This is a genomic window from Escherichia sp. WS2035 (genome assembly GCF_046487065.1).
Lineage (GTDB): Bacteria > Pseudomonadota > Gammaproteobacteria > Enterobacterales > Enterobacteriaceae > Escherichia > Escherichia coli.
Genome location: NZ_JBJQKD010000026.1, coordinates 1 through 23,806 on the forward strand (window position 1 = coordinate 1; position 23,806 = coordinate 23,806).

22 protein-coding genes, 1 pseudogene and 1 riboswitch are annotated in these 23,806 nt (G+C 53.1%); of the genes and pseudogenes, 15 read left to right on the top strand and 8 right to left on the bottom strand.

All coding sequences use genetic code 11. The features are described 5' to 3' along the window. The 9 genes and pseudogenes from tuf to rpoC all read left to right on the top strand — a co-directional run. Nucleotides 1-130 (top strand): annotated as a pseudogene (gene tuf / locus ACJHX4_RS25510) (elongation factor Tu); the annotation flags it as partial. Between the two features lie 229 nt (nucleotides 131-359). Then, nucleotides 360-743: a preprotein translocase subunit SecE gene (gene secE / locus ACJHX4_RS25515; protein ID WP_001275702.1), complete on the top strand. Its 384-nt coding sequence runs from the start codon at nucleotides 360-362 to the stop codon at nucleotides 741-743. 1 nt (nucleotide 744) lies between these two features. Then, complete coding sequence (gene nusG, locus ACJHX4_RS25520; protein ID WP_001287521.1) at nucleotides 745-1,290, top strand: transcription termination/antitermination protein NusG; 546 nt, start codon at nucleotides 745-747, stop codon at nucleotides 1,288-1,290. A gap of 158 nt (nucleotides 1,291-1,448) precedes the next feature. Continuing rightward, nucleotides 1,449-1,877, top strand: coding sequence for a 50S ribosomal protein L11 (gene rplK, locus ACJHX4_RS25525; protein WP_001085926.1), 429 nt, complete (start codon nucleotides 1,449-1,451; stop codon nucleotides 1,875-1,877). 3 nt (nucleotides 1,878-1,880) lie between these two features. Beyond that, nucleotides 1,881-2,585 (top strand): 50S ribosomal protein L1, encoded by a 705-nt coding sequence (gene rplA, locus ACJHX4_RS25530; protein ID WP_001096687.1) that lies wholly within the window; start codon nucleotides 1,881-1,883, stop codon nucleotides 2,583-2,585. A gap of 291 nt (nucleotides 2,586-2,876) precedes the next feature. Next, entirely contained in the window at nucleotides 2,877-3,374 is a 498-nt protein-coding gene (gene rplJ / locus ACJHX4_RS25535; protein WP_001207201.1) for a 50S ribosomal protein L10, read from the top strand. Nucleotides 3,375-3,440: 66 nt separating this feature from the next. Next, nucleotides 3,441-3,806: a 50S ribosomal protein L7/L12 gene (gene rplL, locus ACJHX4_RS25540; RefSeq protein ID WP_000028878.1), complete on the top strand. Its 366-nt coding sequence runs from the start codon at nucleotides 3,441-3,443 to the stop codon at nucleotides 3,804-3,806. A 319-nt stretch (nucleotides 3,807-4,125) separates the two neighbouring features. Further along, nucleotides 4,126-8,154: a DNA-directed RNA polymerase subunit beta gene (gene rpoB, locus ACJHX4_RS25545; RefSeq protein ID WP_000263098.1), complete on the top strand. Its 4,029-nt coding sequence runs from the start codon at nucleotides 4,126-4,128 to the stop codon at nucleotides 8,152-8,154. Nucleotides 8,155-8,230: 76 nt separating this feature from the next. After that, complete coding sequence (rpoC, locus tag ACJHX4_RS25550) at nucleotides 8,231-12,454, top strand: DNA-directed RNA polymerase subunit beta' (protein ID WP_000653952.1); 4,224 nt, start codon at nucleotides 8,231-8,233, stop codon at nucleotides 12,452-12,454. A 241-nt stretch (nucleotides 12,455-12,695) separates the two neighbouring features. Here the strand turns inward: rpoC and thiH are convergent, their stop codons facing one another. From thiH to rsd, 7 genes are all read right to left on the bottom strand, one after another. Then, nucleotides 12,696-13,829, bottom strand: a complete 1,134-nt coding sequence (thiH, locus tag ACJHX4_RS25555; RefSeq protein WP_000847423.1) for a 2-iminoacetate synthase ThiH — start codon at nucleotides 13,827-13,829, stop codon at nucleotides 12,696-12,698. Then, a complete protein-coding gene (thiG, locus tag ACJHX4_RS25560; protein WP_000902347.1) occupies nucleotides 13,826-14,596 on the bottom strand; it encodes a thiazole synthase in 771 nt (256 codons plus the stop codon). The genes thiH and thiG overlap by 4 nt, the downstream gene beginning before the upstream one ends. Before the next feature lies 1 nt (nucleotide 14,597). Beyond that, complete coding sequence (gene thiS, locus ACJHX4_RS25565; protein ID WP_001166245.1) at nucleotides 14,598-14,798, bottom strand: sulfur carrier protein ThiS; 201 nt, start codon at nucleotides 14,796-14,798, stop codon at nucleotides 14,598-14,600. Beyond that, on the bottom strand, nucleotides 14,782-15,537 hold the full coding sequence (gene thiF, locus ACJHX4_RS25570; RefSeq protein ID WP_001296715.1) for a thiazole biosynthesis adenylyltransferase ThiF: 756 nt from the start codon (nucleotides 15,535-15,537) through the stop codon (nucleotides 14,782-14,784). The genes thiS and thiF overlap by 17 nt, the downstream gene beginning before the upstream one ends. Further along, nucleotides 15,530-16,165 (bottom strand): thiamine phosphate synthase, encoded by a 636-nt coding sequence (gene thiE, locus ACJHX4_RS25575; RefSeq protein WP_000284653.1) that lies wholly within the window; start codon nucleotides 16,163-16,165, stop codon nucleotides 15,530-15,532. Before thiE ends, thiF begins: the two co-directional genes overlap by 8 nt. Continuing rightward, a complete protein-coding gene (gene thiC / locus ACJHX4_RS25580) occupies nucleotides 16,165-18,060 on the bottom strand; it encodes a phosphomethylpyrimidine synthase ThiC (protein ID WP_001276886.1) in 1,896 nt (631 codons plus the stop codon). The genes thiE and thiC overlap by 1 nt, the downstream gene beginning before the upstream one ends. An 80-nt stretch (nucleotides 18,061-18,140) precedes the next feature. Further along, a riboswitch (TPP riboswitch) is annotated at nucleotides 18,141-18,241 on the bottom strand. Between the two features lie 51 nt (nucleotides 18,242-18,292). Beyond that, nucleotides 18,293-18,769: a sigma D regulator gene (gene rsd / locus ACJHX4_RS25585; protein WP_000934300.1), complete on the bottom strand. Its 477-nt coding sequence runs from the start codon at nucleotides 18,767-18,769 to the stop codon at nucleotides 18,293-18,295. Between the two features lie 94 nt (nucleotides 18,770-18,863). On the opposite strand from rsd, the gene nudC reads away from it, so the two are divergent. From nudC to ACJHX4_RS25615, 6 genes are all read left to right on the top strand, one after another. Further along, the gene (gene nudC / locus ACJHX4_RS25590) at nucleotides 18,864-19,637 is read left to right on the top strand and encodes an NAD(+) diphosphatase (protein WP_000373941.1); all 774 of its coding nucleotides are present in this window, start codon (nucleotides 18,864-18,866) and stop codon (nucleotides 19,635-19,637) included. A gap of 39 nt (nucleotides 19,638-19,676) precedes the next feature. Beyond that, nucleotides 19,677-20,741: a uroporphyrinogen decarboxylase gene (gene hemE / locus ACJHX4_RS25595; RefSeq protein WP_000137653.1), complete on the top strand. Its 1,065-nt coding sequence runs from the start codon at nucleotides 19,677-19,679 to the stop codon at nucleotides 20,739-20,741. A gap of 9 nt (nucleotides 20,742-20,750) precedes the next feature. Further along, nucleotides 20,751-21,422 (top strand): deoxyribonuclease V, encoded by a 672-nt coding sequence (nfi, locus tag ACJHX4_RS25600; protein ID WP_000362389.1) that lies wholly within the window; start codon nucleotides 20,751-20,753, stop codon nucleotides 21,420-21,422. A 42-nt stretch (nucleotides 21,423-21,464) separates the two neighbouring features. Then, complete coding sequence (locus ACJHX4_RS25605; RefSeq protein ID WP_000940085.1) at nucleotides 21,465-22,055, top strand: YjaG family protein; 591 nt, start codon at nucleotides 21,465-21,467, stop codon at nucleotides 22,053-22,055. A 186-nt stretch (nucleotides 22,056-22,241) separates the two neighbouring features. After that, nucleotides 22,242-22,514 (top strand): nucleoid-associated protein HU-alpha, encoded by a 273-nt coding sequence (gene hupA, locus ACJHX4_RS25610; protein ID WP_001044513.1) that lies wholly within the window; start codon nucleotides 22,242-22,244, stop codon nucleotides 22,512-22,514. Between the two features lie 12 nt (nucleotides 22,515-22,526). Continuing rightward, complete coding sequence (locus ACJHX4_RS25615) at nucleotides 22,527-23,222, top strand: DUF1481 domain-containing protein (RefSeq protein ID WP_012896886.1); 696 nt, start codon at nucleotides 22,527-22,529, stop codon at nucleotides 23,220-23,222. 1 nt (nucleotide 23,223) lies between these two features. On the opposite strand, the gene zraP is transcribed toward ACJHX4_RS25615, so the two are convergent. Continuing rightward, on the bottom strand, nucleotides 23,224-23,643 hold the full coding sequence (zraP, locus tag ACJHX4_RS25620) for a zinc resistance sensor/chaperone ZraP (protein WP_001296714.1): 420 nt from the start codon (nucleotides 23,641-23,643) through the stop codon (nucleotides 23,224-23,226). Nucleotides 23,644-23,806 lie beyond the last annotated feature (163 nt).

Below are 23,806 nucleotides of genomic sequence, written 5' to 3' on the forward strand. Positions count from 1 at the left end.
GCCGGGCGACAACATCAAAATGGTTGTTACCCTGATCCACCCGATCGCGATGGACGACGGTCTGCGTTTCGCAATCCGTGAAGGCGGCCGTACCGTTGGCGCGGGCGTTGTAGCAAAAGTTCTGAGCTAATTGCCGATAACATTTGACGCAATGCGCACTAAAAGGGCATCATTTGATGCCCTTTTTGCACGCTTTCGTACCAGAACCTGGCTCATCAGTGATTTTCTTTGTCATAATCATTGCTGAGACAGGCTCTGTTGAGGGCGTATAATCCGAAAAGCTAATACGCGTTTCGATTTGGTTTGCCTCGCGATCGCGGGGTGAAAATGTTTGTAGAATACTTCTGACAGGTTGGTTTATGAGTGCGAATACCGAAGCTCAAGGAAGCGGGCGCGGCCTGGAAGCGATGAAGTGGGTCGTTGTGGTGGCATTGCTCCTGGTAGCGATTGTCGGCAACTACCTTTATCGCGACATTATGCTGCCGCTGCGTGCGCTGGCCGTAGTAATTCTGATTGCTGCAGCGGGTGGTGTCGCGCTGTTAACGACAAAAGGTAAAGCAACCGTTGCTTTTGCCCGTGAAGCGCGTACCGAAGTCCGTAAGGTCATTTGGCCGACTCGCCAGGAAACATTGCACACCACGCTGATTGTGGCTGCGGTTACCGCAGTAATGTCACTGATCCTGTGGGGACTGGATGGTATTCTGGTTCGCCTGGTATCCTTTATCACTGGCCTGAGGTTCTGAGATGTCTGAAGCTCCTAAAAAGCGCTGGTACGTCGTTCAGGCGTTTTCCGGTTTTGAAGGCCGCGTAGCAACGTCGCTGCGTGAGCATATCAAATTACACAACATGGAAGAGTTGTTTGGTGAAGTCATGGTACCAACCGAAGAAGTGGTTGAAATCCGTGGCGGTCAGCGTCGCAAAAGCGAACGTAAATTCTTCCCTGGCTACGTCCTCGTTCAGATGGTGATGAACGACGCGAGCTGGCACCTGGTGCGCAGCGTACCGCGTGTGATGGGCTTCATCGGCGGTACTTCCGATCGTCCTGCGCCAATCAGCGATAAAGAAGTCGATGCGATTATGAACCGCCTGCAGCAGGTTGGTGATAAGCCGCGTCCGAAAACGTTGTTTGAACCGGGTGAAATGGTCCGTGTTAATGATGGTCCGTTCGCTGACTTCAACGGCGTTGTTGAAGAAGTTGATTACGAGAAATCTCGTCTGAAAGTGTCTGTTTCTATCTTCGGTCGTGCGACCCCTGTAGAGCTGGACTTCAGCCAGGTTGAAAAAGCTTAACCCAGCGATCAAAAAAGCGGCGATTTAATCGTTGCACAAGGCGCGAGATTGGAATACAATTTCGCGCCTTTTGTTTTTATGGGCCTTGCCCGTAAAACGATTTTTTATATCACGGGGAGCCTCTCAGAGGCGTTATTACCCAACTTGAGGAATTTATAATGGCTAAGAAAGTACAAGCCTATGTCAAGCTGCAGGTTGCAGCTGGTATGGCTAACCCGAGTCCGCCAGTAGGTCCGGCTCTGGGTCAGCAGGGCGTAAACATCATGGAATTCTGCAAAGCGTTCAACGCAAAAACTGATTCCATCGAAAAAGGTCTGCCGATTCCGGTAGTAATCACTGTTTACGCTGACCGTTCTTTCACTTTCGTTACCAAGACTCCGCCGGCAGCAGTTCTGCTGAAAAAAGCGGCTGGTATCAAGTCTGGTTCCGGTAAGCCGAACAAAGACAAAGTGGGTAAAATTTCCCGCGCTCAACTGCAGGAAATCGCGCAGACCAAAGCTGCCGACATGACTGGTGCCGACATTGAAGCGATGACTCGCTCCATCGAAGGTACTGCACGTTCCATGGGCCTGGTAGTGGAGGACTAAGAAATGGCTAAACTGACCAAGCGCATGCGTGTTATCCGCGAGAAAGTTGATGCAACCAAACAGTACGACATCAACGAAGCTATCGCTCTGCTGAAAGAGCTGGCGACTGCTAAATTCGTAGAAAGCGTGGACGTAGCTGTTAACCTCGGCATCGACGCTCGTAAATCTGACCAGAACGTACGTGGTGCAACTGTACTGCCGCACGGTACTGGCCGTTCCGTTCGCGTAGCCGTATTTACCCAGGGTGCAAATGCTGAAGCTGCTAAAGCTGCAGGTGCTGAACTGGTAGGTATGGAAGATCTGGCTGAACAGATCAAGAAAGGCGAAATGAACTTTGACGTTGTTATTGCTTCTCCGGATGCAATGCGCGTTGTTGGCCAGCTGGGCCAGGTTCTGGGTCCGCGCGGCCTGATGCCAAACCCGAAAGTGGGTACTGTAACGCCGAACGTTGCTGAAGCGGTTAAAAACGCTAAAGCTGGCCAGATTCGTTACCGTAACGACAAAAACGGCATCATCCACACCACCATCGGTAAAGTAGACTTTGACGCTGACAAACTGAAAGAAAACCTGGAAGCTCTGCTGGTTGCGCTGAAAAAAGCAAAACCGACTCAGGCGAAAGGCGTGTACATCAAGAAAGTTAGCATCTCTACCACCATGGGTGCAGGTGTTGCAGTTGACCAGGCTGGCCTGAGCGCTTCTGTAAACTAATGCCTTTACGTGGGCGGTGATTTTGTCTACAATCTTACCCCCACGTACGCTAACGAAAGTTAGCAGCTAAAAAGATTTGTTCGTTGGAGCCTGGCCTATCCAGGCCTCCGTCGAAGACCGCAGGAGTTTCGCAAGAAACTTAATCCCCTGCGTAGACGGTGACAGAACGCTAAGATTATTCTTTTATATTCTGGCTTGTTTCTGCTCACCGTAATTAAGACGCTCTCTCCGTTTGGAGGAGTGAAGTGAGTTCCAGAGATTTTCTCTGGCAAACATCCAGGAGCAAAGCTAATGGCTTTAAATCTTCAAGACAAACAAGCGATTGTTGCTGAAGTCAGCGAAGTAGCCAAAGGCGCGCTGTCTGCAGTAGTTGCGGATTCCCGTGGCGTAACTGTAGATAAAATGACTGAACTGCGTAAAGCAGGTCGCGAAGCTGGCGTATACATGCGTGTTGTTCGTAACACCCTGCTGCGCCGTGCTGTTGAAGGTACTCCGTTCGAGTGCCTGAAAGACGCGTTTGTTGGTCCGACCCTGATTGCATACTCTATGGAACACCCGGGCGCTGCTGCTCGTCTGTTCAAAGAGTTCGCGAAAGCGAATGCAAAATTTGAGGTCAAAGCCGCTGCCTTTGAAGGTGAGCTGATCCCGGCGTCTCAGATCGACCGCCTGGCAACTCTGCCGACCTACGAAGAAGCAATTGCACGCCTGATGGCAACCATGAAAGAAGCTTCGGCTGGCAAACTGGTTCGTACTCTGGCTGCTGTACGCGATGCGAAAGAAGCTGCTTAATCGCAGTTATCTTTTTAACGCATTCGCTTACGTATAAACTTATTCTGATATTCAGGAACAATTTAAATGTCTATCACTAAAGATCAAATCATTGAAGCAGTTGCAGCTATGTCTGTAATGGACGTTGTAGAACTGATCTCTGCAATGGAAGAAAAATTCGGTGTTTCCGCTGCTGCTGCTGTAGCTGTAGCTGCTGGCCCGGTTGAAGCTGCTGAAGAAAAAACTGAATTCGACGTAATTCTGAAAGCTGCTGGCGCTAACAAAGTTGCTGTTATCAAAGCAGTACGTGGCGCAACTGGCCTGGGTCTGAAAGAAGCTAAAGACCTGGTTGAATCTGCACCGGCTGCTCTGAAAGAAGGCGTGAGCAAAGACGACGCAGAAGCACTGAAAAAAGCTCTGGAAGAAGCTGGCGCTGAAGTTGAAGTTAAATAAGCCAACCCTTCCGGTTGCAGCCTGAGAAATCAGGCTGATGGCTGGTGACTTTTTAGTCACCAGCCTTTTTGCGCTGTAAGGCGCCAGTAGCGTTTCACACTGTTTGACTACTGCTGTGCCTTTCAATGCTTGTTTCTATCGACGACTTAATATACTGCGACAGGACGCCCGTTCTGTGTAAATCGCAATGAAATGGTTTAAGCGTGATAGCAACAGGCATTGCGGAAAGTGTTCCATTTTCCGGTCAACAAAATAGTGTTGCACAAACTGTCCGCTCAATGGACAGATGGGTCGACTTGTCAGCGAGCTGAGGAACCCTATGGTTTACTCCTATACCGAGAAAAAACGTATTCGTAAGGATTTTGGTAAACGTCCACAAGTTCTGGATGTACCTTATCTCCTTTCTATCCAGCTTGACTCGTTTCAGAAATTTATCGAGCAAGATCCTGAAGGGCAGTATGGTCTGGAAGCTGCTTTCCGTTCCGTATTCCCGATTCAGAGCTACAGCGGTAATTCCGAGCTGCAATACGTCAGCTACCGCCTTGGCGAACCGGTGTTTGACGTCCAGGAATGTCAAATCCGTGGCGTGACCTATTCCGCACCGCTGCGCGTTAAACTGCGTCTGGTGATCTATGAGCGCGAAGCGCCGGAAGGCACCGTAAAAGACATTAAAGAACAAGAAGTCTACATGGGCGAAATTCCGCTCATGACGGACAACGGTACCTTTGTTATCAACGGTACTGAGCGTGTTATCGTTTCCCAGCTGCACCGTAGTCCGGGCGTCTTCTTTGACTCCGACAAAGGTAAAACCCACTCTTCGGGTAAAGTGCTGTATAACGCGCGCATCATCCCTTACCGTGGTTCCTGGCTGGACTTCGAATTCGATCCGAAGGACAACCTGTTCGTACGTATCGACCGTCGCCGTAAACTGCCTGCGACCATCATTCTGCGTGCCCTGAACTACACCACAGAGCAGATCCTCGACCTGTTCTTTGAAAAAGTTATCTTTGAAATCCGTGATAACAAGCTGCAGATGGAACTGGTGCCGGAACGCCTGCGTGGTGAAACCGCATCTTTCGACATCGAAGCTAACGGTAAAGTGTACGTAGAAAAAGGCCGCCGTATTACTGCGCGCCACATTCGCCAGCTGGAAAAAGACGACGTCAAACTGATCGAAGTCCCGGTTGAGTACATCGCAGGTAAAGTGGTTGCTAAAGACTATATTGATGAGTCTACCGGCGAGCTGATCTGCGCAGCGAACATGGAGCTGAGCCTGGATCTGCTGGCTAAGCTGAGCCAGTCTGGTCACAAGCGTATCGAAACGCTGTTCACCAACGATCTGGATCACGGCCCATATATCTCTGAAACCTTACGTGTCGACCCAACTAACGACCGTCTGAGCGCACTGGTAGAAATCTACCGTATGATGCGCCCTGGCGAGCCGCCGACTCGTGAAGCAGCTGAAAGCCTGTTTGAGAACCTGTTCTTCTCCGAAGACCGCTATGACCTGTCTGCGGTTGGTCGTATGAAGTTCAACCGTTCTCTGCTGCGCGAAGAAATCGAAGGTTCCGGTATCCTGAGCAAAGACGACATCATTGATGTTATGAAAAAGCTCATCGATATCCGTAACGGTAAAGGCGAAGTCGATGATATCGACCACCTCGGCAACCGTCGTATCCGTTCTGTTGGCGAAATGGCGGAAAACCAGTTCCGCGTTGGCCTGGTACGTGTAGAGCGTGCGGTGAAAGAGCGTCTGTCTCTGGGCGATCTGGATACCCTGATGCCTCAGGATATGATCAACGCCAAGCCGATTTCCGCAGCAGTGAAAGAGTTCTTCGGTTCCAGCCAGCTGTCTCAGTTTATGGACCAGAACAACCCGCTGTCTGAGATTACGCACAAACGTCGTATCTCGGCACTCGGCCCAGGCGGTCTGACCCGTGAACGTGCAGGCTTCGAAGTTCGAGACGTACACCCGACTCACTACGGTCGCGTATGTCCAATCGAAACCCCTGAAGGTCCGAACATCGGTCTGATCAACTCCCTGTCCGTGTACGCACAGACTAACGAATACGGCTTCCTTGAGACTCCGTATCGTAAAGTGACCGACGGTGTTGTAACTGACGAAATTCACTATCTGTCTGCTATCGAAGAAGGCAACTACGTTATCGCCCAGGCGAACTCCAACCTGGATGAAGAAGGCCACTTCGTAGAAGACCTGGTAACTTGCCGTAGCAAAGGCGAATCCAGCTTGTTCAGCCGCGACCAGGTTGACTACATGGACGTATCCACCCAGCAGGTGGTATCCGTCGGTGCGTCCCTGATCCCGTTCCTGGAACACGATGACGCCAACCGTGCATTGATGGGTGCGAACATGCAACGTCAGGCCGTTCCGACTCTGCGTGCTGATAAGCCGCTGGTTGGTACGGGTATGGAACGTGCTGTTGCCGTTGACTCTGGTGTAACTGCGGTTGCTAAACGTGGTGGTGTCGTTCAGTACGTGGATGCTTCCCGTATCGTTATCAAAGTTAACGAAGACGAGATGTATCCGGGTGAAGCAGGTATCGACATCTACAACCTGACCAAGTACACCCGTTCTAACCAGAACACCTGTATCAACCAGATGCCGTGTGTGTCTCTGGGTGAACCGGTAGAACGTGGCGACGTGCTGGCAGACGGTCCGTCCACCGACCTCGGTGAACTGGCGCTTGGTCAGAACATGCGCGTAGCGTTCATGCCGTGGAATGGTTACAACTTCGAAGACTCCATCCTCGTATCCGAGCGTGTTGTTCAGGAAGACCGTTTCACCACCATCCATATTCAGGAACTGGCGTGTGTGTCCCGTGATACCAAGCTGGGGCCGGAAGAGATCACCGCTGACATCCCGAACGTGGGTGAAGCTGCGCTCTCCAAACTGGATGAATCCGGTATCGTTTACATTGGTGCGGAAGTGACCGGTGGCGACATTCTGGTTGGTAAGGTAACGCCGAAAGGTGAAACTCAGCTGACCCCAGAAGAAAAACTGCTGCGTGCGATCTTCGGTGAGAAAGCGTCTGACGTTAAAGACTCTTCTCTGCGCGTACCAAACGGTGTATCCGGTACGGTTATCGACGTTCAGGTCTTTACTCGCGATGGCGTAGAAAAAGATAAACGTGCGCTGGAAATCGAAGAAATGCAGCTCAAACAGGCGAAGAAAGACCTGTCTGAAGAACTGCAGATCCTCGAAGCAGGTCTGTTCAGCCGTATCCGTGCTGTGCTGGTAGCCGGTGGCGTTGAAGCTGAGAAGCTCGACAAACTGCCGCGCGATCGCTGGCTGGAGCTGGGCCTGACCGACGAAGAGAAACAAAATCAGCTGGAACAGCTGGCTGAGCAGTATGACGAACTGAAACACGAGTTCGAGAAGAAACTCGAAGCGAAACGCCGCAAAATCACCCAGGGCGACGATCTGGCACCGGGCGTGCTGAAGATTGTTAAGGTATATCTGGCGGTTAAACGCCGTATCCAGCCTGGTGACAAGATGGCAGGCCGTCATGGTAACAAGGGTGTAATTTCTAAGATCAACCCGATCGAAGATATGCCTTACGATGAAAACGGTACTCCGGTAGACATCGTACTGAACCCGCTGGGCGTACCGTCTCGTATGAACATTGGTCAGATCCTCGAAACCCACCTGGGTATGGCTGCGAAAGGTATCGGCGACAAGATCAACGCCATGCTGAAACAGCAGCAAGAAGTCGCGAAACTGCGCGAATTCATCCAGCGTGCGTACGATCTGGGCGCTGATGTTCGTCAGAAAGTTGACCTGAGTACCTTCAGCGATGAAGAAGTTATGCGTCTGGCTGAAAACCTGCGCAAAGGTATGCCAATCGCAACGCCGGTCTTCGACGGTGCGAAAGAAGCAGAAATTAAAGAGCTGCTGAAACTTGGCGACCTGCCGACTTCTGGTCAGATCCGCCTGTACGACGGTCGCACTGGTGAACAGTTCGAACGTCCGGTAACCGTTGGTTACATGTACATGCTGAAACTGAACCACCTGGTCGACGACAAGATGCACGCGCGTTCCACCGGTTCTTACAGCCTGGTTACTCAGCAGCCGCTGGGTGGTAAGGCACAGTTCGGTGGTCAGCGTTTCGGGGAGATGGAAGTGTGGGCGCTGGAAGCATACGGCGCAGCATACACCCTGCAGGAAATGCTCACCGTTAAGTCTGATGACGTGAACGGTCGTACTAAGATGTATAAAAACATCGTGGACGGCAACCATCAGATGGAGCCGGGCATGCCAGAATCCTTCAACGTATTGTTGAAAGAGATTCGTTCGCTGGGTATCAACATCGAACTGGAAGACGAGTAATTCTCGCTCAAACAGGTCACTGCTGTCGGGGTAAAACCCGGCAGCGGATTGTGCTAACTCCGACGGGAGCAAATCCGTGAAAGATTTATTAAAGTTTCTGAAAGCGCAGACTAAAACCGAAGAGTTTGATGCGATCAAAATTGCTCTGGCTTCGCCAGACATGATCCGTTCATGGTCTTTCGGTGAAGTTAAAAAGCCGGAAACCATCAACTACCGTACGTTCAAACCAGAACGTGACGGCCTTTTCTGCGCCCGTATCTTTGGGCCGGTAAAAGATTACGAGTGCCTGTGCGGTAAGTACAAGCGCCTGAAACACCGTGGCGTCATCTGTGAGAAGTGCGGCGTTGAAGTGACCCAGACTAAAGTACGCCGTGAGCGTATGGGCCACATCGAACTGGCTTCCCCGACTGCGCACATCTGGTTCCTGAAATCGCTGCCGTCCCGTATCGGCCTGCTGCTCGATATGCCGCTGCGCGATATCGAACGCGTACTGTACTTCGAATCCTATGTGGTTATCGAAGGTGGTATGACCAACCTGGAGCGTCAGCAGATCCTGACTGAAGAGCAGTATCTGGACGCGCTGGAAGAGTTCGGTGACGAATTCGACGCGAAGATGGGGGCGGAAGCAATCCAGGCCCTGCTGAAGAGCATGGATCTGGAGCAAGAGTGCGAACAGCTGCGTGAAGAGCTGAACGAAACCAACTCCGAAACCAAGCGTAAAAAGCTGACCAAGCGTATCAAACTGCTGGAAGCGTTCGTTCAGTCTGGTAACAAACCAGAGTGGATGATCCTGACCGTTCTGCCGGTACTGCCGCCAGATCTGCGTCCGCTGGTTCCGCTGGATGGTGGTCGTTTCGCGACTTCTGACCTGAACGATCTGTATCGTCGCGTCATTAACCGTAACAACCGTCTGAAACGTCTGCTGGACCTGGCTGCGCCGGATATCATCGTACGTAACGAAAAACGTATGCTGCAGGAAGCGGTAGACGCCCTGCTGGATAACGGTCGTCGCGGTCGTGCAATCACCGGTTCTAACAAGCGTCCTCTGAAATCTTTGGCCGACATGATCAAAGGTAAACAGGGTCGTTTCCGTCAGAACCTGCTCGGTAAGCGTGTTGACTACTCCGGTCGTTCTGTAATCACCGTAGGTCCATACCTGCGTCTGCATCAGTGCGGTCTGCCGAAGAAAATGGCGCTGGAGCTGTTCAAACCGTTCATCTACGGCAAGCTGGAACTGCGTGGTCTTGCTACCACCATCAAAGCTGCGAAGAAAATGGTTGAGCGCGAAGAAGCTGTCGTTTGGGATATCCTGGACGAAGTTATCCGCGAACACCCGGTACTGCTGAACCGTGCACCGACTCTGCACCGTCTGGGTATCCAGGCATTTGAACCGGTACTGATCGAAGGTAAAGCTATCCAGCTGCACCCGCTGGTTTGTGCGGCATATAACGCCGACTTCGATGGTGACCAGATGGCCGTTCACGTACCGCTGACGCTGGAAGCCCAGCTGGAAGCGCGTGCGCTGATGATGTCTACCAACAACATCCTGTCCCCGGCGAACGGCGAACCAATCATCGTTCCGTCTCAGGACGTTGTACTGGGTCTGTACTACATGACCCGCGACTGTGTTAACGCCAAAGGCGAAGGCATGGTGCTGACTGGCCCGAAAGAAGCAGAACGTCTGTATCGCTCTGGTCTGGCTTCTCTGCATGCGCGCGTTAAAGTGCGTATCACCGAGTATGAAAAAGATGCTAACGGTGAATTAGTGGCGAAAACCAGCCTGAAAGACACGACTGTTGGCCGTGCCATTCTGTGGATGATTGTACCGAAAGGTCTGCCTTACACCATCGTCAACCAGGCGCTGGGTAAAAAAGCAATCTCCAAAATGCTGAACACCTGCTACCGCATTCTCGGTCTGAAACCGACCGTTATTTTTGCGGACCAGATCATGTATACCGGCTTTGCATATGCAGCGCGTTCTGGTGCATCTGTTGGTATCGATGACATGGTCATCCCGGAGAAGAAACACGAAATCATCTCCGAGGCAGAAGCAGAAGTTGCTGAAATTCAGGAGCAGTTCCAGTCTGGTCTGGTAACTGCGGGCGAACGCTACAACAAAGTTATCGATATCTGGGCTGCGGCGAACGATCGTGTATCCAAAGCGATGATGGATAACCTGCAAACTGAAACCGTTATTAACCGTGACGGTCAGGAAGAGAAGCAGGTTTCCTTCAACAGCATCTACATGATGGCCGACTCCGGTGCGCGTGGTTCTGCGGCACAGATTCGTCAGCTTGCTGGTATGCGTGGTCTGATGGCGAAGCCGGATGGCTCCATCATCGAAACGCCAATCACCGCGAACTTCCGTGAAGGTCTGAACGTACTCCAGTACTTCATCTCCACCCACGGTGCTCGTAAAGGTCTGGCGGATACCGCACTGAAAACGGCGAACTCCGGTTACCTGACTCGTCGTCTGGTTGACGTGGCGCAGGACCTGGTGGTTACCGAAGACGATTGTGGTACCCATGAAGGTATCATGATGACTCCGGTTATCGAGGGTGGTGACGTTAAAGAGCCGCTGCGCGATCGCGTATTGGGTCGTGTAACTGCTGAAGACGTTCTGAAGCCGGGTACTGCTGATATCCTCGTTCCGCGCAACACGCTGCTGCACGAACAGTGGTGTGACCTGCTGGAAGAGAACTCTGTCGACGCGGTTAAAGTACGTTCTGTTGTATCTTGTGACACCGACTTTGGTGTATGTGCGCACTGCTACGGTCGTGACCTGGCGCGTGGCCACATCATCAATAAAGGTGAAGCAATCGGTGTTATCGCGGCACAGTCCATCGGTGAACCGGGTACACAGCTGACCATGCGTACGTTCCACATCGGTGGTGCGGCATCTCGTGCGGCTGCTGAATCCAGCATCCAGGTGAAAAACAAAGGTAGCATCAAGCTCAGCAACGTGAAGTCGGTTGTGAACTCCAGCGGTAAACTGGTTATCACTTCCCGTAACACCGAACTGAAACTGATCGACGAATTCGGTCGTACCAAAGAAAGCTACAAAGTACCTTACGGTGCGGTACTGGCGAAAGGCGATGGCGAACAGGTTGCTGGCGGCGAAACCGTTGCAAACTGGGACCCGCACACCATGCCGGTTATCACCGAAGTAAGCGGTTTTGTACGCTTTACTGACATGATCGACGGCCAGACCATTACTCGTCAGACCGACGAATTGACCGGTCTGTCTTCGCTGGTGGTTCTGGATTCCGCAGAACGTACCGCAGGTGGTAAAGATCTGCGTCCGGCACTGAAAATCGTTGATGCTCAGGGTAACGACGTTCTGATCCCGGGTACCGATATGCCTGCGCAGTACTTCCTGCCGGGTAAAGCGATTGTTCAGCTGGAAGATGGCGTACAGATCAGCTCTGGTGACACCCTGGCGCGTATTCCGCAGGAATCCGGCGGTACCAAGGACATCACCGGTGGTCTGCCGCGCGTTGCGGACCTGTTCGAAGCACGTCGTCCGAAAGAGCCGGCAATCCTGGCTGAAATCAGCGGTATCGTTTCCTTCGGTAAAGAAACCAAAGGTAAACGTCGTCTGGTTATCACCCCGGTAGACGGTAGCGATCCGTACGAAGAGATGATTCCGAAATGGCGTCAGCTCAACGTGTTCGAAGGTGAACGTGTAGAACGTGGTGACGTAATTTCCGACGGTCCGGAAGCGCCGCACGACATTCTGCGTCTGCGTGGTGTTCATGCTGTGACTCGTTACATCGTTAACGAAGTACAGGACGTATACCGTCTGCAGGGCGTTAAGATTAACGATAAACACATCGAAGTTATCGTTCGTCAGATGCTGCGTAAAGCTACCATCGTTAACGCGGGCAGCTCCGACTTCCTGGAAGGTGAACAGGTTGAATACTCTCGCGTCAAGATCGCAAACCGCGAACTGGAAGCGAACGGTAAAGTGGGTGCAACTTACTCCCGCGATCTGCTGGGTATTACCAAAGCGTCTCTGGCAACCGAGTCCTTCATCTCCGCGGCATCGTTCCAGGAGACCACTCGCGTGCTGACCGAAGCAGCCGTTGCGGGCAAACGCGACGAACTGCGCGGCCTGAAAGAGAACGTTATCGTGGGTCGTCTGATCCCGGCAGGTACCGGTTACGCGTACCACCAGGATCGTATGCGTCGCCGTGCTGCGGGTGAAGCTCCGGCTGCACCGCAGGTGACTGCAGAAGACGCATCTGCCAGCCTGGCAGAACTGCTGAACGCAGGTCTGGGCGGTTCTGATAACGAGTAATCGTTAATCCGCAAATAACGTAAAAACCCGCTTCGGCGGGTTTTTTTATGGGTGTTATTCAGAGGGCAAAGTCTTCACGGGAAATATTAAGAAAGGCAGGGCGAAACGAGGAAGAAGCTTTTCGCCCTGGACAACATTCCTGCTGACGGCACTACCATAAAAAAACACAACGCTTTCAACAACCTTGCGTTTTTCATCTTCCGTAGCGGCTCGGAATAAATTTACGTTCTTACATTCTGTCTCATGGCCTTTGCGATGGGCGTCCCAGATAGCTGTCCCAGTCTTTCCATACCGGCTGCAAACCCTGAGCGGTTAACGCGGCAGCAACCGCTTCCGGTCTGCGATCGTCGTGCGGTGAGAACTGTTCCAGCTCGGGGTGGTTGTCGGCATAGCCACCTGGCTGCGTTTTCGAAAAAGCGCTGACGTTATTAATTGCCAGCGGAATCACGCGATCGCGAAACCACGGTGATTCCCGCGTGGAGAGTGACAGTTCAATCTCCGGTGCAAGCAGCCGGAAAGCGCAGATGGCTTGCACTAACTGGCGTTCATCCATAATCGACGCAGGCTCAATGCCGCCAGTACATGGACGCAGGCGTGGGAAGGAGACAGAGTAGCGGCTTTGCCAGTAATGCTGTTGCAGCCATAGCAAATGTTCGGCAACCATATAGCAGTCAACTCGCCAGCTGTCGGAAAGGCCGATTAGCGCGCCGAGGCCTATCTTATCAATCCCCGCACGCCCTAGCCGATCCGGCGTTTCCAGCCGCCAGAAGAAGTCCTGTTTTTTACCTTTCAGATGATGATGGGCATAAGTCGCCTCATGATATGTCTCCTGATAAACCATTACTCCATCGAGGCCAAGCTGTTTTAACTCGGCATATTCCGCCTCCGCCAGCGGTTGCACTTCCATCTGTAGTGAAGAGAACTGTTCACGCAGGGCAGGGAGATGACGACGAAAGTAATCCATCCCCACTTTCGCCTGATGTTCACCAGTGACTAATAGCAGATGTTCAAAGCCCATCTCCCGTATAGCGGCGCTTTCCCTGGCAATATCCGCTTCATCCAGCGTTTTGCGCTTGATGCGGTTGCTCATAGAAAATCCGCAATAAGTACAGTCGTTAGCGCAAAGATTGGAAAGATAAAGCGGGACGTAGAAGCTGACGACGTTGCCAAATCGCTGACGAGTCAGACGTTGCGCTCGCTGGGCCAGTGGTTCCAGATAGCCACTGGCGGCGGGTGATAGCAATGCCATCATGTCGTCGCGGGTGAGTTGCGAGGCATTTAGCGCCCGCTCTACGTCAGCAGCCGTTTTGCCGTTGATACGCAGGTGGATGTCATCCCAGTCCAGTTGTCGCCAGCGATCGCTGAAGGTTTTCATGCCGATGCCTCCAGAAATCCAGTCAGCGGGCTGGTGGCATGAGCAAAATGACTGCGGCTGCCCGGTCCGGACTGACGTGCCAGCAGGCCTGCTTCTACCGCCAGACGAAATGCCTTCGCCATGTTGACGGGATCGTCCGCGACGGCAATCGCCGTATTCACTAACACCGCGTCGGCCCCCATTTCCAGCGCCTGCGCGGCATGGCTGGGAACGCCGATGCCAGCATCGACAACCACCGGAACGGTGGCCTGCTGGATAATAATCTCCAGCATGGCGCGGGTTTCCAGTCCCTGATTCGAGCCAATCGGCGCGCCGAGCGGCATCACCGCTGCACAGCCGACTTCTTCCAGACGTTTACACAATACCGGATCGGCCCCGCAGTAAGGCAGCACGACAAATCCCTGTTGTACCAGCGTTTCGGCGGCTTTCAGGGTTTCGATGGGATCGGGCAACAGCCAGCGGGCGTCAGGGTGAATCTCCAATTTTAGCCAGTTTGTGCCTAACGCTTCACGTGCCAGATGGGCGGCGAAAATGGCTTCTTCCGCGGTTTTCGCCCCGGAAGTATTCGGCAGCAGGGCCACACCCGCCGCGATAAGCGGTTCGAGGATAGCGTCGTTGTGCTGGCGCAAGTCGACACGTTTCATCGCCAGCGTCACCAGTTGGCTGCCGGAAGCGCGAATAGACTCCACCATCAGTTGTGAAGAGGCGAATTTTCCGGTGCCAGTAAACAGATGTGAATCAAACGTTTTGTCCGCAATATGTAACATCTCAACCCCCTGCAATAACTTGAAAAAGCAGGATCTGGTCGCCATCCTGCACGATATGTTGCGCCCATTGTTCCCGCGGGACGATTTGCTGATTAATCGCCAGTGCCGCACCTGCTTGTTGTTGTTCGAGTTGCTCCAGCAGTTCGTGAACAGTTAGTTCGGCGACACACTGCATCGGTTGATCGTTAAACAGGATCTGCATTGCATCCTCCACATACCGGGCAACCGCTGGCGCGGCGCAACGTCAGACTGCGCCACTGGCTCGATTTACCGTCGAACAGTCGGAGTTCTCCCGCAGGCGTCTCTATACCACTTAATAACTTAATCGCTTCCAGTGCCTGTAAAGTGCCCATAACCCCGACCACCGGGCCAACCACGCCCGCCGTGCGGCAGTTGCGTTCTGGCTCCTGGTTATCTGGCCACAGGCAGCGGTAACATCCCTGCTCCCAGGGCGGCGTCAGTACCATCAACTGACCGCCAAATCCGACCGCGCTGGCGGTGATAAGCGGCGTGTTGAGTGCCACGCAGGTGGCATTAATCTCCTGGCGAGTCGCCATATTGTCAGTACAGTCGAGCACCACATCGGCTTGTGCAACCGCATCTTTTAACGTCTCACCCGTTAACCGTTGTTGTAATGCCATCAGTCGAATATCGGGATTCAACTGTGTCAGTCGCTGTTGGCTGACCTGTGATTTCGGGCGATCGATATCTTCAGTGGTAAAGAGGATTTGTCGTTGCAGATTGCTTAAATGCACATCGTCGTCATCTGCCAGTACCAGCGTCCCGACGCCAGCCCCCGCCAGGTATAGCGCAGCAGGTGTACCCAGCCCGCCAAGACCAATAATCAGCACCTGGCTGTCGAGCAGTTTTTGCTGCCCGTCCAGAGCGATATCGTCGAGCAGGATTTGGCGGCTATAACGCATAAAGTCACGGTCATTCATCGCCAACTCCTGCAATTTCCAGCAGCTGTGCCGTTGCCAAACGCCAGTCTGCGGCTTGAGTAATGGCGCTGACGACGGCGATACTGCCGACACCCGTTGCTATCACCGCAGGCGCGCGCGCCAGACTGATACCGCCAATCGCCACGGTGGGATAATCCGCCAGGCGCTCAACATGCCGTGCCAGCTGTTCCAGTCCCTGCGGTGCAGAAGGCATCTGTTTGGTTTGTGTCGGAAACACATGTCCCAGCGCGATATAAGAAGGACGTGCCGCCAGCGCGACGTCGATCTCCATATCGTCATGAGTCGAAACGCCCAGCCGCAGGCCCGCTGCACGGATGGCATTGAGATCGGTGGCTTGCAAATCTTCCTGCCCCAGATGGACGCCATACGCCTGATGCTTAATCGCCAGCCGCCAGTAATCGTTGATAAACAATCGCGCGTTATAGCGGCGGCCCAGCGCAATTGCCGCCACCACATCGGCTTCTACCTCTTCATCGCGCTGATCTTTGATGCGTAGCTGGAGAGTACGTACGCCTGCATCCAACAGACGTTCGATCCACTGTACGCTGTCAACCACCGGGTACAGTCCTAAACGAAAGGGTACAGGAGGAAACTCAGGCTGATACATCACGCTTCCTCCTTACGCAGGTAGATTTCTCCGCCTCTGGCGCGGAAGTTCTCCGACATATCCGCCATTCCCACTTCAATGGTTTGCGCGGCGGCGTAATCACGCACTTCCTGGCTGATTTTCATCGAGCAGAATTTCGGTCCACACATGGAGCAAAAATGGGCGACTTTACCGGACTCTTGCGGCAGGGTTTCATCGTGATAAGCGCGGGCAGTAAACGGGTCGAGGGCCAGATTAAACTGGTCTTCCCAGCGAAATTCGAAGCGGGCTTTCGACATGGCGTTATCGCGAATTTGCGCGCCCGGATGCCCTTTCGCCAGGTCGGCGGCGTGAGCGGCAATCTTATAGGTGATAAGCCCCTGTTTAACATCTTCTTTATTTGGCAGGCCCAGATGCTCTTTCGGCGTTACGTAGCAGAGCATCGCGCAGCCAAACCAGCCAATCATCGCCGCGCCAATCCCTGACGTGAAGTGGTCATAGCCCGGCGCGATATCGGTAGTTAGCGGCCCCAGAGTGTAAAACGGCGCTTCGTGGCAGTGCTCTAACTCCTCGGTCATATTGCGGCGAATCATCTGCATCGGCACGTGGCCTGGGCCTTCAATCATCACCTGCACGTCATATTCCCAGGCGATTTTGGTCAGTTCGCCCAGCGTATGCAGCTCGGCAAACTGTGCTTCATCGTTGGCGTCCTGAATAGAACCGGGGCGCAGGCCGTCGCCCAGCGACAGCGAAACGTCATAAGCAGCACAGATTTCACAAATTTCGCGGAAGTGTTGATAGAGGAAATTTTCCTGATGATGGGAGAGGCACCATTTCGCCATAATCGAACCGCCGCGAGAGACGATACCGGTCAGGCGTTTCGCGGTCATCGGCACGTAGCGCAGCAGCACCCCCGCATGGATAGTGAAGTAATCCACACCTTGCTCGGCTTGTTCCAGCAGGGTGTCGCGGAAGACTTCCCAGGTAAGATCTTCAGCGATCCCGTTCACCTTCTCCAGTGCCTGGTAGATCGGCACTGTACCGATCGGCACCGGGCTGTTACGCAAAATCCACTCGCGGGTTTCGTGAATATAGCGACCAGTGGAAAGATCCATCACGGTATCCGCTCCCCAGCGCGTGGACCATACCAGTTTTTCCACTTCTTCTTCGATGGAAGAAGTGACCGCCGAGTTGCCGATATTGGCGTTAACTTTTACCAGGAAGTTACGGCCAATAATCATCGGCTCCGATTCCGGATGATTAATGTTGGCCGGGATAATCGCACGTCCGGCAGCAACTTCATCACGGACAAATTCCGCAGTGATATTTTCCGGCAGACGTGCGCCAAAGCTCATTCCCGGATGCTGGTGGCGTAAAACTTCGCTACGTATGCGCTCGCGACCCATATTCTCGCGAATGGCGATGAATTCCATTTCTGGCGTGATGATACCCTTGCGGGCGTAGTGCAGTTGGGTGACGCGGCGTCCTGCTTTGGCGCGTTTTGGCGTTAATACGCCGCTAAAACGCAGCTCGTCAAGGCCATCATCTGCCAGCCGCGCTTTAGTGTAATCGGAACTGCGTACGGTAAGTTCTTCGGTATCGCCGCGCGCATCGATCCACGGCTGGCGTAGTTTTGCCAGCCCTTGCTGCACGTTAATGGCAATCTGCGGATCGCCATACGGGCCGGAGGTGTCGTAGACCGGAATCGCTTCGTTTTCTTCGTACTGCGGCTGTTCTTTGCTGCCGCCAATTAGCGTCGGGCTAAGCTGGATCTCACGCATCGGCACGCGCACGCCGGGGTGTGTGCCAGTGATGTAAATGCGTTTTGAGTTGGGAAAGGCGGAGCCTTCCAGGGTGTCGATAAAATGTTGGGCCTGGGCGCGCTGTTCGCGGCGGGTCAGTTTTGTTGCAGACATAGCTCATTCCAAAAAGTTAAGGACGTGGCTTGTCAGACGACGGATGAAGCAAGAGACGATCGCCGCAAAGGCGATGCGATAGCAGATTAACTCTTGTTCCCTTCGCAGGTATTAGCCTGATCAGGTTCCGCGGATCCCGAATAAACGGTCTCAGCCAGTTAAGGCACTCCGACAAGAAATTAGCCCCACAAACGGGGCGTTGAATGTAAATTACGCGTTAACAGCGCAGAACTCAAGCAGGATATTTGACGCGGGCGGCGTCAAGCACCAGTAGAATCAGCTTATCTTCCAGCACAAAGCGCGCTTCCAGTGCCTCGCCGATGTCAGATAAAACCTGTTGAAACTCAAGGTAATTATCATGATCGATGGCGGTTTCCAGGCTGGAATCGTAGTCATCCATAATCTGTTGAGTATTGGCTTCGAGTTGCGGCCAAATCTTCGCGGCGCGCGCGAGTTGCCCGTTGCCTTCCAGCTTATGAAGAATGCGCTCATAAATACTGAAATGTCCGGCAGACAAGTAATCGACCAGGCTCTGACAAAAATCATCAAGGGCTTTTTCGTTTAGCCTCATGTACGATTCTTTGCCAGGCTTAATGCCAACCAGATTGTAGTAAGCCACGAGCAGATGCTTACGTACATGTAGCCAGCGATCAACCAGTTTGTTACTTCCTCTGACGCGCTCCGTCAGGTTATCGAGCTGGTTAAGCATGATTGACTCCGCAAGTTTGTATTCAAAAACTGCTCTGTGAGAAATGTAAAAACCATGTTAAACATGCCAGTGATGCAAAGGTAGTGCAAGAGCTATGGATCGTATAATTGAAAAATTAGATCACGGCTGGTGGGTCGTCAGCCATGAACAAAAATTATGGTTGCCGAAGGGAGAATTGCCATATGGCGAAGCGGCAAATTTCGATCTTGTGGGTCAGCGCGCACTACAAATCGGCGAATGGCAGGGGGAACCTGTTTGGTTAGTACAACAGCAGCGGCGTCACGATATGGGGTCGGTACGTCAGGTCATTGATCTCGATGTTGGGCTGTTTCAACTGGCCGGACGTGGCGTGCAACTGGCGGAGTTTTACCGATCGCATAAATACTGTGGTTACTGCGGGCATGAAATGTATCCAAGCAAAACCGAATGGGCGATGCTGTGCAGCCATTGCCGTGAGCGTTACTACCCGCAAATCGCCCCCTGCATTATTGTTGCCATCCGTCGCGATGATTCGATCCTCCTCGCCCAGCATACCCGCCATCGTAACGGTGTCCATACAGTACTTGCCGGATTCGTCGAAGTGGGTGAAACCCTCGAGCAGGCAGTCGCGCGGGAAGTGATGGAAGAGAGCGGAATTAAAGTTAAAAACTTGCGTTACGTGACCTCCCAACCGTGGCCGTTTCCTCAGTCGTTAATGACCGCGTTTATGGCGGAATATGACAGCGGCGAGATCGTGATCGACCCGAAAGAATTGCTTGAGGCGAACTGGTATCGCTATGACGATTTGCCGTTACTCCCGCCGCCCGGCACCGTAGCGCGCCGTCTGATAGAAGATACGGTGGCGATGTGTCGGGCAGAGTATGAGTGATGATACACTGACCGCCTGACGCACTAAGGAACAGCCAAAATGACCGAACTTAAAAACGATCGTTATCTGCGGGCGCTGCTGCGCCAGCCCGTTGATGTCACTCCAGTATGGATGATGCGCCAGGCGGGTCGCTATCTACCGGAATATAAAGCCACGCGCGCCCAGGCGGGCGATTTTATGTCGCTGTGCAAAAATGCCGAGCTGGCGTGCGAAGTGACTTTGCAACCGCTGCGTCGCTATCCGCTGGATGCGGCGATCCTCTTTTCCGATATCCTCACCGTGCCAGACGCGATGGGTTTAGGGCTCTATTTTGAAGCCGGAGAAGGTCCGCGTTTTACCTCGCCAGTCACCTGCAAAGCCGATGTCGATAAACTGCCAATTCCGGACCCGGAAGATGAGCTGGGTTACGTGATGAACGCGGTGCGTACCATTCGTCGCGAACTGAAAGGCGAAGTGCCGCTGATTGGTTTTTCCGGCAGCCCGTGGACGCTGGCGACCTACATGGTGGAAGGCGGCAGCAGCAAAGCGTTCACCGTGATCAAAAAAATGATGTATGCCGATCCACAGGCGCTGCACGCGCTACTCGATAAACTGGCGAAAAGCGTCACTTTGTATCTGAATGCGCAGATTAAAGCCGGTGCTCAGGCAGTGATGATTTTCGACACCTGGGGCGGCGTGCTTACCGGGCGCGATTATCAACAGTTCTCGCTCTATTACATGCATAAAATTGTTGATGGTTTACTGCGTGAAAACGACGGTCGCCGCGTACCGGTCACGCTGTTTACCAAAGGTGGCGGACAGTGGCTGGAAGCGATGGCAGAAACCGGTTGCGATGCGCTGGGCCTCGACTGGACAACGGACATCGCCGATGCGCGCCGTCGCGTGGGCAATAAAGTCGCGCTGCAGGGTAATATGGACCCGTCGATGCTGTATGCGCCGCCTGCCCGCATTGAAGAAGAAGTGGCGTCTATACTTGCCGGTTTCGGTCACGGCGAAGGCCATGTCTTTAACCTTGGTCACGGCATTCATCAGGATGTGCCGCCAGAACATGCTGGCGTGTTTGTGGAGGCAGTGCATCGCTTGTCTGAACAGTATCACCGCTAAGGAGCGATTATGGATCTCGCGTCATTACGCGCTCAACAAATTGAACTGGCTTCTTCTGTGATCCGCGAGGATCGACTCGATAAAGATCCGCCGGATCTGATCGCCGGAGCCGATGTCGGATTTGAGCAGGGCGGAGAAGTGACGCGAGCGGCGATGGTGCTGCTGAAATACCCCTCGCTTGAGCTGGTGGAGTATAAAGTGGCCCGCATCGCCACCACCATGCCTTACATTCCAGGTTTTCTCTCGTTCCGCGAATATCCTGCGCTGCTGGCAGCGTGGGAGATGCTGTCGCAAAAGCCGGATTTAGTGTTTGTCGATGGTCATGGGATCTCGCATCCTCGCCGTCTTGGCGTAGCCAGCCATTTTGGCTTATTGGTGGATGTGCCGACCATTGGCGTGGCGAAAAAACGGCTCTGCGGTAAATTCGAACCGCTCTCCAGCGAACCGGGCGCGCTGGCCCCTCTGATGGATAAAGGCGAGCAGCTGGCCTGGGTCTGGCGCAGCAAAGCGCGCTGTAACCCGTTGTTTATCGCTACCGGCCATCGGGTCAGCGTGGACAGCGCGCTGGAGTGGGTACAACGCTGCATGAAAGGCTATCGTCTGCCGGAGCCAACGCGCTGGGCGGACGCGGTGGCCTCGGAACGTCCGGCGTTCGTGCGCTATACAGCAAATCAGCCCTAATTCAGGTAAACTGCGGATAATTTCCGTATTTGAGAACTCAACATGTTACAAAACCCAATTCATCTGCGTCTGGAGCGCCTGGCAAGCTGGCAGCATGTCACTTTTATGGCCTGCTTATGCGAACGCATGTACCCCAATTACGCCGTATTCTGTCAGCAAACCGGCTTCGGCGATGGGCAGATTTACCGCCGCATTCTCGATCTCATTTGGGAAACGCTGACCGTCAAAGATGCAAAAGTAAATTTCGACAGCCAACTGGAGAAATTTGAAGAAGCGATTCCTTCAGCCGACGATTTCGATCTGTACGGCGTTTATCCGGCAATCGATGCTTGCGTGGCGTTAAGTGAACTGGTTCATTCGCGTTTAAGTGGCGAAACGCTCGAACACGCGGTGGAAGTGAGTAAGACCTCCATCACGACCGTTGCGATGCTGGAAATGACTCAGGCTGGTCGCGAAATGAGCGATGAAGAGCTCAAAGAAAACCCAGCTGTAGAGCAAGAATGGGACATTCAGTGGGAAATATTCCGACTTTTAGCTGAGTGTGAAGAACGCGATATCGAGCTGATAAAAGGCCTTAGGGCAGACCTGCGTGAGGCGGGTGAGAGCAATATTGGTATAATTTTTCAGCAATAAGACCAGAAAACGTGATTTAACGCCTGATTTGTCGTACCTGGAGTCTTCCCTTTCGCCCCCCGTCTGGTCTACATTTGGGGGGCGAAAAAAAGTGGCTATCGGTGCGTGTATGCAGGAGAGTGCTATTCTGGCATTTCCGTCGCACTCGATGCTTAGCAAGCGATAAACACATTGTAAGGATAACTTATGAACAAGACTCAACTGATTGATGTAATTGCAGAGAAAGCAGAACTGTCCAAAACCCAGGCTAAAGCTGCTCTGGAGTCCACTCTGGCTGCAATTACTGAGTCTCTGAAAGAAGGCGATGCTGTACAACTGGTTGGTTTCGGTACCTTCAAAGTGAACCACCGCGCTGAGCGTACTGGCCGCAACCCGCAGACCGGTAAAGAAATCAAAATTGCCGCAGCTAACGTACCGGCATTTGTTTCTGGCAAGGCACTGAAAGACGCAGTTAAGTAAGATTGCGTGGCAGTGAACAGTTTTAACGAAGGGGTGGTTTCACCCCTTTTGTCTTTCTGGCGTCGATCATTGATGCTGGCAGGTGCGCTGTTTCTCACTGCCTGTAGTCACAACTCTTCACTTCCTCCCTTTACCGCCAGTGGATTTGCTGAAGACCAGGGCGCGGTACGCATCTGGCGAAAAGACAGCGGCGATAATGTGCATCTTCTTGCCGTGTTTAGCCCGTGGCGCAGTGGCGATACGACGACGCGAGAGTATCGCTGGCAGGGCGATAACCTCACGCTTATCAATATCAACGTTTACAGCAAACCGCCGGTAAACATCCGGGCGCGTTTTGACGATCGCGGTGACTTGAGCTTTATGCAACGTGAATCCGACGGGCAAAAGCAGCAGCTTTCCAATGATCAGATCGATTTATACCGTTATCGTGCCGCGCAGATCCGCGAGATTAGCGATGCCTTACGCCAGGGGAGAGTCGTGCTGCGCCAGGGGCGCTGGCATGCGATGGAGCAGACTGTGACCACCTGCGAAGGGCAAACCATTAAACCTGATTTAGATTCGCAGGCGATAGCGCATATCGAGCGCCGCCAGAGCCGTTCTTCTGTTGATGTCAGCGTGGCATGGCTGGAAGCGCCCGAAGGTTCGCAATTACTGTTGGTGGCAAACTCTGATTTCTGTCGCTGGCAACCCAACGAGAAAACGTTCTGATTTACCAGTGGCCCATACCCATATGACCGCCACCACCGCAGCCGCCGTAACCCATTCCGGTACCGCGCGGAATACCCGCTTCAGCCATCGCAATATCTCGTTTCACCCGTAACTCATCTAACGACTGACGCAAATTCTCCATCTCTTTGGCGACCGCGTTAATTTTGCTGCTATCCGGTGGGTTCGCGGCTAACAGGGCATTGTATTCATAACGCTTTGTCACCAGTTGCTGTTGCAGTGCGCTGCTTTGAGCGTAAAAGTCATTATGGATTTTCTGCCACGCTGTTTGTTGTTCGCTGGTCAAAGGCGCGGCATTTTGCTGCCACATACCGTGTCCGCCGTGAGCAAATGCCGATGTCGATCCCATCGCCATTGCTGAAAGCGCCATCATTACCAGGGCAATTTTCGTGTTCCGTTTCATGGTTAATCCTCCAGTGGTTGTCTTACTTCGGGTATTGCATCTTTCGTGCCAACGGCGAAACGCTGATATGACGGGTAATCTGGCATGATAAACGAGTAAAAATGACTCGCCTGTTGTGGGTAGCGAGTCATTTTTACTCATTGAAACTTAAGCCTTTGTGTTA